The sequence below is a fragment of the Pantoea sp. SGAir0180 genome, from assembly GCF_043546245.1.
The window spans coordinates 3067989-3081959 of the sequence record NZ_CP028071.1 but is presented as its reverse complement, the minus strand read 5'-3'; the positions used below and the strand labels follow the sequence as shown (position 1 = coordinate 3081959).

10 protein-coding genes are annotated in these 13971 nt (G+C 52.8%); 4 read left to right on the top strand and 6 right to left on the bottom strand.

Annotated features, from left to right (window positions below):
- Window positions 1-423: 423 nt before the first annotated feature.
- The 4 genes from carA (at window position 424) to folA (ending at window position 7040) form a co-directional block, all read left to right on the top strand.
- Window positions 424-1572, top strand: coding sequence for a glutamine-hydrolyzing carbamoyl-phosphate synthase small subunit (gene carA, locus C1N58_RS14550; protein ID WP_006117640.1), 1149 nt, complete (start codon window positions 424-426; stop codon window positions 1570-1572).
- 13 nt (window positions 1573-1585) lie between these two features.
- A complete protein-coding gene (gene carB, locus C1N58_RS14545) occupies window positions 1586-4816 on the top strand; it encodes a carbamoyl-phosphate synthase large subunit (protein ID WP_006117641.1) in 3231 nt (1076 codons plus the stop codon).
- Between the two features lie 371 nt (window positions 4817-5187).
- The gene (locus tag C1N58_RS14540) at window positions 5188-6327 is read left to right on the top strand and encodes a porin (RefSeq protein ID WP_033740230.1); all 1140 of its coding nucleotides are present in this window, start codon (window positions 5188-5190) and stop codon (window positions 6325-6327) included.
- Between the two features lie 230 nt (window positions 6328-6557).
- Entirely contained in the window at window positions 6558-7040 is a 483-nt protein-coding gene (gene folA, locus C1N58_RS14535; protein ID WP_006117643.1) for a type 3 dihydrofolate reductase, read from the top strand.
- 53 nt (window positions 7041-7093) lie between these two features.
- Here the strand turns inward: folA and apaH are convergent, their stop codons facing one another.
- The 6 genes from apaH to lptD are packed head-to-tail and all read right to left on the bottom strand — an operon-like array spanning window position 7094 to window position 13906.
- The gene (apaH, locus tag C1N58_RS14530; RefSeq protein WP_033740231.1) at window positions 7094-7951 is read right to left on the bottom strand and encodes a bis(5'-nucleosyl)-tetraphosphatase (symmetrical) ApaH; all 858 of its coding nucleotides are present in this window, start codon (window positions 7949-7951) and stop codon (window positions 7094-7096) included.
- Between the two features lie 55 nt (window positions 7952-8006).
- Window positions 8007-8384 carry a Co2+/Mg2+ efflux protein ApaG gene (gene apaG, locus C1N58_RS14525; RefSeq protein ID WP_006117645.1) on the bottom strand — a complete coding sequence of 126 codons (378 nt, stop codon included), beginning with the start codon at window positions 8382-8384 and terminating at the stop codon, window positions 8007-8009.
- 3 nt (window positions 8385-8387) lie between these two features.
- The gene (gene rsmA, locus C1N58_RS14520; protein WP_033740232.1) at window positions 8388-9209 is read right to left on the bottom strand and encodes a 16S rRNA (adenine(1518)-N(6)/adenine(1519)-N(6))-dimethyltransferase RsmA; all 822 of its coding nucleotides are present in this window, start codon (window positions 9207-9209) and stop codon (window positions 8388-8390) included.
- Window positions 9202-10194 (bottom strand): 4-hydroxythreonine-4-phosphate dehydrogenase PdxA, encoded by a 993-nt coding sequence (gene pdxA / locus C1N58_RS14515; protein ID WP_054634510.1) that lies wholly within the window; start codon window positions 10192-10194, stop codon window positions 9202-9204. Before pdxA ends, rsmA begins: the two co-directional genes overlap by 8 nt.
- Window positions 10184-11479, bottom strand: coding sequence for a peptidylprolyl isomerase SurA (gene surA, locus C1N58_RS14510; RefSeq protein ID WP_162286070.1), 1296 nt, complete (start codon window positions 11477-11479; stop codon window positions 10184-10186). The genes pdxA and surA overlap by 11 nt, the downstream gene beginning before the upstream one ends.
- A 54-nt stretch (window positions 11480-11533) precedes the next feature.
- Window positions 11534-13906, bottom strand: coding sequence for an LPS assembly protein LptD (lptD, locus tag C1N58_RS14505; RefSeq protein WP_277285029.1), 2373 nt, complete (start codon window positions 13904-13906; stop codon window positions 11534-11536).
- Window positions 13907-13971: the final 65 nt, after the last annotated feature.

The following is a 13971-nucleotide window of genomic DNA, read 5'->3' as shown; positions in this document are numbered from 1 at the left end:
GATTGAAAAAGGGCAATAATATTATTGCCCTTAATTTTGTAAAAAATAAGCCTCTTGTTTATTTTTTCTGTATAAATGCTCATAAACTTATTTCTTCTCTCTTCATCTTAACGGTAAACCTGTTAATTTTGACCATTTGGTCAAAATTCATAGCCTTCTCAGGCAGAATAATGATTCTCCCCGGTGAGCAAACGATTATTTGATTATGTTTGCCCCTGTTTTTGTCCCTTATCCTCTTTTTTTTCGCTCTGAGCCTGAAAAGATGTTAAAAAAGTGGCTTCAGGGTGGACAAGTAGCAGAGCGATCATTAGAATGCGCGCAATTTGCCAAAAATTGACCACTCAGGCCGTTTTTGCATTGATTCAGATCATTATTATGAATTAATATGCAGATATTGTGACTGTTTATTCCCTGGAGGATGTTTTGATTAAGTCAGCGCTCTTGGTTCTGGAAGACGGAACCCAATTCCACGGTCGGGCCATCGGGGCTACAGGGTCGGCAGTGGGGGAAGTCGTTTTCAATACGTCAATGACTGGTTATCAAGAAATCCTCACTGATCCTTCCTATTCTCGTCAAATCGTTACTCTCACTTATCCCCATATCGGCAACGTTGGTGCCAACCCCGCCGATGAAGAATCCAGTCAGATTCACGCTCAGGGTCTTGTCATTCGCGACCTGCCACTTATTGCCAGCAACTACCGCAGCGAAGAGAGCCTGTCAGCCTATCTGCAGCGCAATAACATTGTTGCTATTGCCGATATTGATACACGTAAGCTGACACGTCTGCTGCGCGAGAAAGGCGCACAGAATGGCTGCATTATCGCGGGCGACAATCCGGATGCCGCTCTGGCCTTACAGAAAGCGCAGGCGTTTCCGGGGTTGAAAGGGATGGATCTGGCGAAGGAAGTGACAACGGCAGAAACCTATACCTGGTTGCAGGGGAGCTGGACGCTGGAAGGGGATTTACCTGCGCAGACGTCAGCAGAAGCGCTGCCCTACCATGTTGTGGCTTACGATTATGGCGCTAAGCGCAATATTCTGCGCATGCTGGTTGACCGCGGCTGCCGTCTGACGGTTGTCCCGGCGAAAACGCCCGCCGAAACCGTTCTGGCGATGAATCCGGATGGCATCTTCCTGTCAAACGGTCCGGGTGATCCGGAGCCCTGCGATTACGCCATTGAGGCGATTGAAGCCTTTCTGAAAACCGACATTCCGGTGTTTGGCATTTGCCTTGGCCACCAGTTGCTGGCACTGGCCAGTGGCGCAAAAACCGTAAAAATGAAGCTGGGTCACCACGGTGGTAACCACCCGGTGAAAGATCTCGATAACAATCGCGTCATGATTACGGCACAGAACCACGGCTTTGCGGTGGATGAAACCCATCTGCCCGCCAATCTGCGGGTAACGCATATTTCGCTGTTTGATAAAACCGTGCAGGGTATCCATCGCACCGACAAGCCTGCGTTCAGCTTCCAGGGCCATCCTGAAGCCAGCCCGGGACCGGGTGATGCCGCACCGTTATTTGACCACTTTATCGAGTTGATTGACGCATTCCGTTCGAAAGCAAAGTAATCAGGAGCTAATCATGCCAAAACGTACAGATATAAAATCCATCCTGATTCTTGGTGCCGGTCCGATTGTGATCGGTCAGGCCTGCGAATTCGACTATTCCGGTGCCCAGGCCTGTAAAGCCCTGCGCGAAGAGGGTTACCGCGTCATTCTGGTGAACTCGAACCCGGCGACCATTATGACCGACCCGGAAATGGCCGATGCAACCTACATCGAGCCGATTCACTGGGAAGTGGTACGTAAGATTATTGAGAAAGAGCGTCCGGATGCGGTGTTGCCAACCATGGGCGGCCAGACGGCGCTGAACTGTGCGCTGGAGCTGGAACGTCAGGGCGTTCTTGACGAGTTTGGCGTAACCATGATCGGTGCCACGGCCGATGCGATCGATAAAGCGGAAGACCGCCGCCGCTTCGACGTGGCGATGAAAAGCATTGGTCTGGATACGGCGCGCTCCGGTATCGCACATACGATGGAAGAAGCGCTGGCGGTGGCTGCCGATGTCGGCTTCCCCTGCATTATTCGTCCGTCGTTCACTATGGGCGGCACCGGTGGCGGTATCGCGTATAACCGCGAAGAGTTTGAAGAGATCTGCGAACGCGGACTCGATCTTTCGCCCACCAACGAGCTGTTAATCGACGAATCGCTGATTGGCTGGAAAGAGTATGAGATGGAAGTTGTGCGTGACAAAAACGACAACTGCATCATTGTCTGCTCTATCGAAAACTTTGACGCCATGGGCATTCACACCGGTGACTCCATTACGGTGGCGCCCGCACAGACGCTGACCGACAAAGAGTACCAGATCATGCGTAACGCCTCGCTGGCGGTACTGCGTGAGATCGGCGTGGAAACCGGTGGCTCCAACGTCCAGTTCGCGGTGAACCCGAAAAATGGCCGTCTGATCGTCATCGAGATGAACCCGCGTGTGTCACGCTCTTCAGCGCTGGCATCGAAGGCCACCGGATTCCCGATTGCCAAAGTGGCCGCGAAACTGGCGGTAGGCTTTACGCTGGATGAGCTGATGAACGATATCACTGGGGGACGCACACCAGCCTCGTTCGAGCCGTCTATCGATTATGTCGTGACAAAAATTCCTCGCTTCAACTTTGAAAAATTTGCCGGTGCGAATGACCGTCTGACCACCCAGATGAAATCGGTGGGTGAAGTCATGGCGATTGGCCGTACTTTCCAGGAGTCGGTGCAGAAAGCACTGCGTGGTCTGGAAGTGGGAGCTAATGGTTTTGACCCGAAAGTGCATCTGGATGATGCGGAAGCGTTGACCCGCATTCGTCGTGAGCTGAAAGATGCCGGTTCGGATCGTATCTGGTACATCGCGGACGCGTTCCGTGCAGGCATGTCGGTCGATGGCGTATTTAATCTTACCAATATTGATCGCTGGTTCCTGGTGCAGATTGAAGAGCTGGTTCGCCTGGAAGAGCAGGTAGCGCGTGAAGGCATCAATGGCCTTAACGCGGATTTCCTGCGCGCGCTGAAGCGCAAAGGTTTTGCCGACGCACGTCTGGCAGCCCTCGCGGGCGTCGCGGAAGGCGAGATTCGTAAACTGCGTCAGCAGCATCATCTTCACCCAGTCTATAAGCGCGTGGATACCTGTGCGGCGGAATTTGCAACAGATACCGCTTATATGTACTCCACCTATGAAGAAGAGTGCGAAGCTCATCCTAATCAGGATCGCGACAAGATTATGGTGCTGGGTGGTGGACCAAACCGTATTGGTCAGGGCATTGAGTTTGACTACTGCTGTGTCCACGCAGCACTGGCGCTGCGTGAAGATGGCTATGAAACCATCATGGTCAACTGTAACCCGGAAACCGTGTCCACCGATTACGACACTTCTGACCGCCTCTACTTTGAACCTGTCACGCTGGAAGACGTGCTGGAAATCGTGCGCATCGAAAAACCGAAAGGCGTTATCGTGCAGTACGGTGGACAAACGCCACTGAAACTGGCTCGCGCGCTGGAAGCGGCAGGTGTGCCGGTCATTGGCACCAGCCCGGATGCCATTGATCGCGCAGAAGACCGTGAACGTTTTCAGCAGGCGGTTGACCGTCTGAGTTTGAAGCAGCCAGCTAACGCCACCGTCACCACGCTGGAGCAGGCGGTTGAAAAAGCGGCGGGCATTGGTTATCCGCTGGTGGTCCGCCCCTCTTATGTCCTGGGCGGACGCGCCATGGAAATTGTCTACGACGAAATCGACCTGAAACGCTATTTCCAGACGGCGGTGTCAGTGTCCAACGATGCGCCGGTCTTGCTGGATCGCTTCCTGGATGATGCCGTCGAAGTCGATGTGGATGCTATCTGCGACGGTGAGCGCGTGCTGATCGGCGGTATCATGGAACATATCGAGCAGGCTGGCGTTCACTCGGGTGACTCGGCCTGTTCACTGCCGGCCTACACCTTGAGTCAGGATATTCAGAATGTCATGCGTCAGCAGGTTGAAAAACTGGCGTTTGAGCTGAATGTGCGTGGCCTGATGAACGTACAGTTTGCGGTCAAAGACAACGAAGTTTACCTGATTGAAGTTAACCCGCGTGCGGCGCGTACCGTCCCGTTCGTGTCAAAAGCAACCGGCGTTCCGCTGGCAAAAGTGGCAGCCCGCGTAATGGCAGGCAAAACGCTGGCGGAGCAGGGCGTCACCAAAGAGGTGATTCCACCTTACTACTCTGTCAAAGAAGTGGTGCTGCCGTTTAACAAATTCCAGGGCGTTGACCCGATTCTGGGACCTGAAATGCGTTCAACCGGGGAAGTCATGGGCGTGGGCCGTACCTTTGCCGAGGCGTTTGCCAAGGCGATGCTGGGTGCGCAAAGCAACATGAAGAAAACCGGACGTGCGCTGCTGTCCGTTCGTGAAGGCGACAAGAAACGTATCGTTGACCTCGCGGCGAAGTTGCAGAAGTTTGGTTTTGAACTGGATGCGACGCACGGTACGGCTGTGGTACTGGGCGAGGCCGGTATTAACCCGCGTTTGGTGAATAAGGTTCACGAAGGCCGCCCGCACATTCAGGACCGCCTGAAAAACGGTGAGTACGCCTATATCGTAAATACCACAGCAGGTCGTCAGGCGATTGAAGACTCCAAGCTGATTCGTCGCAGCGCACTGCAATATAAGGTGCATTACGATACGACGCTGAACGGTGGCTTCGCAACGGCAATGGCGCTAAATGCCGATCCAACCGAAAAAGTCATTTCGGTGCAGGAGATGCATGCGCAAATCCTTGCGCATAAATAGCGCAGACTGAGCGCTCAGGCCCCTGTCTGGAGCATCTGCCATCAGCAGAGCGCTTCTGGCAGGGGCTTTTTAAAATCGGTTAGTTTCAATGCGGTGTTGTAAGAAGAAAGAGGGTCAGACTTCGGATAAATAATATTATCGTTACCTTTAACCCAAATTTTAAAACGTCTGATTTAAAAGCGGACTGAATAAAAGTCATATAGCCCAACTGTAACGAATTCAGGCCAAAAGAATTTGATTTAATTATTATCAAATCATGCCTGATTCGCTTTTTCGCACGAATTTATAATACAAAGTACTACCAACTCATGCATGGCCAATGTAATATCCTGCCCGCTCATGAAGAGAGCATAAACAGGATATTCATAACAATGAAAGCGCGTAATTTTGCACTGAGTGCAGTGGCTGCACTGTTGGCTCTGGTCACGTTTTCCAGCCAGGCTGAAATCACTCTTCTTAAACAAGACCCACAAGCAGGCGATCCCCTTAGCCGTCTCGATTTCAAATTTGGTGGCAGCATTCGCCCCCAGTTTAATCATCAAACCGGCGTCAACGATAAATCTTACAAGCGTAATGGTTTTGACGGCGGATCCCGTTTCCGTTTCAGCGCCGACTACTATCTGTTCGATGATATTAGCTGGACCAGCTACTATGAACTGGGCGTTAACATTCCGGCCGTGTTTAACTGGGATAATCACTACGCTGAAGGTGCGCACGAGACTACTCGCCGCCAGCTTTATACCGGCCTGAAAAGTAAAACCTGGGGCCAGTTAACCTTTGGTCAGCAGAACAGCGTTTATTACGATGTTGTGGGTGCCAAGACGGATATCTGGGATTACGACATGCTGGCCCAGGCGCCGGGCAACGGCATTAACGGTGATTACGATGGTTCCTACCGTTCTCGTAAACAGCTGAAATACAAAAACAGTTATGGGGCAGTCGATCTTTACGCCTCTTACCTGTTTAGCGATAACGAGTATCTGCCGGGCAACGGGCTGCGCTATAAGCGCCAGGGCGGTGGCTCGCTGGGTGTGAATTACAATATTACGCCTACCCTGGCATGGGGTACGGCCTGGAACTACACCCGCGCCAGCATGCGTAATCCTGCTACTGGCAACAGTAAAGATTACGACCAAAACATTTTTGGAACAGCATTGAGCTGGACGCCAGGTAACTGGACCCTGTCAGCAGGGGGGGGCTGGTACCAAAACTTCCTGACCACCAAACAGCGCAACGTGAATAACTATTTTGCGGATGATGCCTGGGGCATCGAATATTACGCCGGATATAAAATCCCGGTGGCGCAATATGGTGTCAAAGCCGTTCAGCCTTATGTCATGGGTGACCGTTTAGAATATGCGAATGGCCGTAACTACCAGCGTATCGACAATGGTCTGGGCGTAACGCTGTTCCTTGACTATGGTTTCCGTGTGGATTACGAACATGTCTTCACGTCCAGCACGGATAATCAAGGCGACATGAATCTGGTTCGTTTCCGCTACGATTTCTGATAATCCCAACGGCTCCGTCTGGAGCCGTTTTATTCTCTGTGTTTATCACGCACTCACGTCATTATCTGGCGATTTAAGGGTTATAACCGCGATTTTTGCGGAGTAAAACCCTGTACAAACTCTGAAAGGCGGTGTCTATGCCGCTTTATTTAAGAAGCCCGTTCCTGCTATCGACGAAGGTTTAACCTTTACGTATCATGGCGCCTGTTTTTTTCAGCGAGCTTTTTAACATGATTAGTCTTATCGCGGCATTAGCAGCAGATCGCATTATTGGAATGGAAAACGCCATGCCGTGGGACCTGCCTGCAGATCTGGCGTGGTTTAAGCGCAACACACTGAAAAAGCCCGTCATTATGGGCAGGCTGACTTTTGAATCGATTGGCCGGCCTTTACCGGGCCGGTTGAATATTGTGGTCAGCAGTAAACCCGGTCACGCAGAAGGCGTTACCTGGGTAACGTCGCTGGATGACGCAGTAAATGCTGCGGGCGAAGCTGAAGAGATCATGGTCATTGGCGGCGGCCGCATTTATGAACAGATGTTAGCCCGCGCTGACCGCCTTTATCTGACGCATATTGATGCTGAAGTAGAAGGGGATACCCAGTTCCCGGACTACGAACCGGATGAATGGCATTCTACCTTTAGCGAATTCCATGACGCTGACGAGCAGAATTCGCACAGCTACTGCTTCGAGATCCTCGAACGACGTCGTTAATGGGGATCGAAAAACGCCTTGTTGTTGGGACAAGGCGTTTTTATGGCGGTGGATCAGCTGGCTGACTGTTGGGGTGACAGATCGTCTGGTACAGAAAGCTGGCGGTTGGAAGGCTGAACATAATAACGCTGCGTTTCCCAGTGCAGCAGGGTCAGATTCCCACCCCAGCAGCAACCGGTATCCAGACCGATAATGCCCTCTGGTGTCCCTTTGCCTTCCAGTGATGCCCAGTGCCCAAACACAATGGTGTGATCGCGGGCAACGGGCCCTTCAATCGTAAACCAGGGTTTAAGCGGTGGCGGCGCTGATTCAGGCGCATCCTTACAAATCATATCGAGCTGTCCGTTTGGGAAGCAAAAACGCATACGGGTCAGCGCGTTAGTAGAGAAACGTAGCCGCGCCAGGCCGGACAGGGATTCGCTCCAGTTATTCGGCATGTCGCCATACATGGCATCAAGGAACAGCGGATAGCTGTCACTGGCCAAGACGGCTTCGACTTCACGCGCGCAGCGTTGCGCCGTCTCCAGATCCCACTGCGGCGTAATGCCCGCATGGCCCATCACCAGCTTCTTTTCTTCATCAACCTGCAGCAGAGGCTGCCGACGTAGCCAGTTGATCAATTCATCTGCGTCTTCCGCTTCCAGCAGCGGCGTCAGGCGATCTTTAGGTTTATTGCGGCTGATGCCGGCATAAACGGCCAGCAAATGCAGATCGTGATTGCCCAGAACCAGGCGGACGCTGTCTCCCAGCGATTTGACGTAGCGTAGTACCTCCAGCGAGCCGGGCCCACGTGCGACCAGATCACCTGTCAGCCACAAGGTATCCTGACCAGGATCATAGTTCACCTGGTTTAGCAGAGCACGTAATTCATCATAACAACCGTGAACGTCGCCAATCAGGTAAGTATTCATTGTGAATTATCCAACTAAAAACAGTCGCCCGTTAGTCGGGCGAAAGGCATCAGGTTCAGTGAATATGGCTTTCAACAGCCAGGCGGAAAACGGGGATGTCGACGTGAAACGTATCGCCTTGCTCATCCACCATCACATAGTGGCCCTGCATCGTGCCCATAGGCGTTTCAAGCACCGCGCCACTGGTATATTGGTATTCACTACCGGACGCAATGTGTGGTTGTTCACCGATTACGCCTTCACCCTGAACTTCTGTTTCACGTCCATTGCCGTTGGTGATCAACCAGTAGCGCCCGAGCAGTTGCACAGAGGAGCGGCCTAAATTGCGGATCGTAACGGTATAAGCAAAAACATAACGCTCTTCTTCCGGTGAGGATTGCGAGGCGACATAAAGGCTTTGGACGTGGATCGATACGCGGGCCGGTTCACTCATAGGTTACTCCTGCGGTTTATCCAGATGGTCTGCCAACCAGTTTGCTAACTGACAATATTGCGCAACCGACACGTTTTCTGCACGCAGGCCCGTATCGATCGACAAGTCTTCCAGCGCACCCGCAGTCACCATATGGCTCAGGCTGTTACGCAGCGTTTTACGACGTTGGCCGAACGCTTCCGTGGTAATACGGCTTAAAATACGCACGTCTTTTACCGGATGCGGTGGCGTCATAAAAGGCACCAAACGTACTACCGCTGAATCCACCTTAGGAGGCGGCGTAAAAGCGTGCGGTGGCACTTCCAGCACTGGGATGACCTGGCAGTAATACTGCGCCATGACGCTCAGGCGACCATATGCTTTGCTGCCCGGACCGGCCACCAGGCGATTAACCACTTCTTTCTGCAGCATGAAGTGCATATCTTTAATCGAACCAGTATAGCTGAACAGATGAAACATCAGCGGGGTCGAAATGTTGTAGGGCAGATTACCAAAGACGCGTAGCGGCTGGCCTTTCTCTTTAGCCAGCGCGGCAAAATCAAAGGTCATGGCATCCTGCTGATAAATCGTCAGCTTAGGACCTAAAAACGGATGTGTCTGCAGGCGGGCTGCCAGATCGCGGTCAAGCTCCACAACCGTTAAGCTGTCGAGACGTTCGCCGACCGGTTCTGTCAGGGCACCGAGGCCCGGCCCAATCTCGACTAACGCTTCGTCGCGTTGCGGATGAATGGCGGAGACAATGCTGTCGATAATGTATTGATCGTTCAGGAAGTTCTGCCCGAAACGTTTACGGGCGTAGTGCCCCTGATGGACGCGATTATTCATTACTGCTCTTGATCATAGTGATGGCGAGATTAAGCGCCGTGATAAAGCTGCCCGCGTCAGCCTGACCCAGCCCGGCTAGTTCAAGCGCGGTGCCGTGATCGACTGAGGTACGGATAAACGGCAGGCCGAGGGTAATATTCACCGCGCGACCAAATCCCTGAAATTTGAGGACCGGTAAGCCCTGATCGTGATACATCGCCAGCACCGCATCGGCATGTTGCAGATATTTGGGCTGGAAAAGTGTGTCCGCGGGCAATGGGCCAGTCAGCTGAATACCCTGTTGGCGGAGTTCATTCAGGGCCGGGATAATCGTGTCTATCTCTTCCCGACCCATGTGGCCGCCTTCACCCGCATGAGGATTCAGCCCACAAACAAAAATATGCGGCTGGGCGATCGCGAATTTCTCTTTGAGATCCTGATGCAGGATCGTGATCACTTCATGCAGGCAATCCCGGGTGACGGCGTCAGCGACCGCTTTTAACGGCAGGTGCGTGGTCGCAAGCGCGACGCGTAACTGCTCTGTTGCCAGCATCATGACCACGCGGTGCGCGCCTGCACGCTCGGCAAAGAATTCGGTATGGCCTGTAAACGGTATCCCCGCGTCATTGATCACGCCCTTATGCACAGGGCCGGTAATCAATGCAGCAAACTCACCGGACAAGCAGCCGTCGCAGGCGCGAGCCAGCGTTTCCAGTACATAGTGACCGTTGTCGACACAAAGCGTACCGGGTGTGACGGGCTGCGGGAGTTCAACGGGAAGGACGGTGAGTGTACCGGCCTGCTGGGGCACTGGAGGCTCGGCAGAATCGTAAAGACGAAGGGTCAGAGGCAAACCCAGCAATGCGGCGCGCTGCAGCAAGAGCTGGGGAGACGCACAAACGACCAGCTCAACAGGCCAGGCCTGTTGAGCCAGTTGCACAGCCAGATCGGGACCAATCCCGGCGGGTTCGCCGGGCGTAATCACCACACGACAATCACTGCGCATTGTTATCCAGAATTTTCACGTAAGCCCCTGCACGTTGCTCCTGCATCCAGGTCTGCGCTTCTTCCGCGAACTTGCGGTTGAACAGCATGCGGTAAGCACGCTCTTTCTGGGCTGCATCCGTTTTATCAACCTGACGCGTGTCCAGCAACTGAATCAAATGCCAGCCGAAAGAGGAATGAACGGGCTGGCTCATTTCCCCTTTTTTCAGGCGTAGCAGCGCATCGCGGAACGCCGGGTCAAAGACTTCAGGCGAGGTCCATCCCAGATCGCCGCCCTGGTTAGCCGAGCCCGGATCGTCAGAGAATTGTTTTGCGGCGGCCGCAAAAGTGGTTTTACCGCTGCGGATATCGGCGGCAATTTGTTCCAGCTTCGCGCGGGCCTGATCGTCAGTCATGATCGGTGACGGCTTCAGCAGAATATGGCGTGCATGCACCTCGGTGACAGAGATGTTTTTGCTTTCGCCACGCAAATCGTTCACTTTCAGAATATGGAAGCCCACACCGGAACGAATCGGACCAACGATATCGCCTTTTTTTGCCGTGGCCAGAGCCTGAGCAAACAGCGTCGGCAGCTCTTCAATTTTTGACCAGCCCATATTGCCGCCTTTCAGGGCCTGGGAGTCAGCGGAGTAGGTAACGGCCAGTTTGCCGAAATCAGCACCGCCCTTCAGTTCGCTCACCAGCTGTTTTGCCAGTTTTTCCTGGTCGTCAACCTGCTGTTGTGTCGGGTTTTCAGGCAGCGGCAGAAGAATGGTACTGATATTCATCTCAGTCCCTTGAGTATTCTGCGCACCCACCTGTTTTGCCAGCGTATCCACTTCCTGCGGCAGGATGGTGACGCGACGGCGGACTTCGTTATTACGGACTTCAGAGATCAGCATCTCTTTACGAATCTGCGACCGATACGTGTTGTAGTCCATACCGTCATAGGCCAGACGACTGCGCAGTTGATCGAGGGTCATGTGGTTTTGTGCGGCAATATTCTGAATGGCCTGATCCAACTGCTGATCGCTGATTTGCAAACCGGCTTTATCGCCTAACTGCAGAATGATCGCGTCCATAATCTCACGCTCAAGGATCTGATGGCGTAAGGTTTTATCGTCCGGTAGCTGCTGGCCGGCCTGTTTCGCCTGAGATTTAACGGTGTTCATCATGCTGTCCACGTCACTCTCAAGGACCACGCCGTTATTAACCACAGCTGCAACTTTATCAACCACTTGTGGTGCTGCGAACACGGTGTTGGCACTGATCGCCACACCAAGAATCAGCATTCTCCAGTTCTTCATACTTTATCCATTATTGGTTCCGCACTGCGGGATTGCCTGTCAAACATCACAACATCAGAATGCACGCTGGTAAGGGATGATCCCCTGACTCAGCATCTGGCCAGTGCCCAGGCCATAATTCGAGCTCAGGCCACGTAACTCAATGTTGAATGAGATTTGGTTGTCGTACTTACTGTCGTTGTTTTCCCAACCGTTGATTTTACGTTCATATCCCAGACGAATCGCGTAGCAACACGAGCTGTACTGCAGGCCAACCAGCTGTGATGCCGGGCGATTATTGCGCGTATCGTAGTAATACGCGCCAACCACCGACCAGGCATCATGAATTGGCCAACTTGCCGTGGTGCCAACCTGTGAAATCCCGTTTTTATAAATCGGGTTATTCACCAGTGAGCTGTCGTTAAGCGCAGAAGCAACATACTCCGGGCTGCTGTAACGGTAGCTCAACTGCACCATACGGTCAGCATCACGACGGTATTCCAGCACGGTATTGCCCTGCGCCACGTTATTCAGGCGGGTATCGTATTGCAGCCCGCCACGCACGCCCCAGCGTTCGCTGATCTTCCAGTACGTATCGCCGGCCCAAAGAAGACTGCCGGTATCGTCATCTTTGTTGGTCTGGTTAACGCCTGTACGCGAAGGCGTGAACGAATAGATTTGACCCACAGAAACGTTAAAACGTTCAACCAGATCATTATCATAAATTCGTGTAGTCACACCGGTCGCGACCTGGTTCGCTGAGGCGATGCGATCCAGACCGCTGTAAGAGCGATCGCGGAACAGGCCGGTGTAGTCCGTTTGCAGCAGCGTGGAGTCGTAAGGATAGATGTCGCTCTGGTCCCGATACGGGATATACAGGTACTGAACCCTTGGCTCCAGCGTTTGGGTGTAACCCTGCGCCCAGTCCATATCACGATCAAATACCATGCGCCCATCGACTTTAAACTGCGGTAATGTGCGGTTGACGGAGTCTTTCAGGACACCGCTGGTAGTGCTGGTGGGGGCAAAGTTAGCGTTGTAGTAATCAACATCTTTTTGCTGATAGTGCGTGGCCAGAAATTTGGCTTCAGTATCCAGGCTGGCCCAGCTGTTTGATAACGGCAGATCGAGCGTAGGTTCAACATGTAAACGCGTGGTTTCGGGGAAACTGCTGTTCACGTTAGTAAACTTCACGGCCTGGGCATAGATGCGGGTGTCAAACGGGCCGACATCATTCTGGTACCAGTTCAGGTCCAGTTGCGGAAAGGCACGATAGACATTGCTGTTACTGGTATTACCAAAAATCTGGAAATCTTTGGTCGACAGGGTTGCGTCCCAATTAGTATCCGCATAACCGACGCTAAATTTCTGTGAGGCATAGCCGTCAGTCGAGCTGTAATAAGGCGACGTCAGATCGTTGAAGTAATACTGATCGCTGACCTTGGTATAGTCGGCGTTAAAGCGCCAGTGCTGGTCATATACACCGGCATGACGCCAGTAAAATAACCAGCGGTCTGAACTGTCGCTTTGGGCTATGCCGCGCGCTGCTTTTTCATTGTCGTACTGCTTATCCGACGCCAGGTAATCAAATTCGACCAGACCTGCGCCCGCTTCTGTGAGGTAACGGAATTCGTTCTGCAATTGCAGACCACGTTTACTCATATAGTGCGGCGTAATGGTGGCATCGGCCTGAGGCGCGATGTTCCAGTAGTAAGGCAGAATAAACTCGAAACCATTATTGCTGCCGTATTTGGCATTAGGGATCAGGAAGCCTGAGCGGCGACGGTCGCCCAGCGGCAACTGCAGATACGGGCTGTAGAATACCGGGACGGAACCGAGTTTAAAGCGCGCATTCCAAATCTCTGCCACTTCTTCCTGGCGATCCTGAATGATTTCGGACCCCGCCACGCTCCAGCTGTTACTGCCGGGCAGACAGGACGTGAAGGTGCCGTTTTCCATGATGGTGTAACGGTTTTGTCCACGCAGCTTCATTTGATCGCCCGTACCCCGCCCCTGGCGGCCGACCATCTGATAATCACCGTCCCAGACGTTAGTATCTTTGGTGTTAAGATTCGACCAGGCTTTCGGACCTTTCAGGATGACCTGATTATCGTCGTAGTGCACATTACCTAGCGCATCGACGGTCCGGACGGGCGTCGTCTGGCCTTCTGGCTGGCGTTGGTGAAGTTGCACCTCATCAGCCAGCATGCGGCTGTTGCCCTGGCTGACGTCTACATCACCTTTGAAAATGGCATCATCAGGATAGTTGCCTTTCACGGAATCCGAGTGAATAGTAACGGGCAACTGATTGGGATCGCCATTGACCAGAGGGCGATTATAACTCGGCACGCCTAACATACACTGCGACATTAAATCGTCGGCGAAGGCTTGCTGGCTAATGGCTGCGCCGATCAGGGTGGCCAGCAGAGTAGGTATACGTTTTTTCATACGCGGTATCGAGAATTCCATGAAAACTGGCATCATGCCGACAATCGGGTCAGAGACTAACGCAC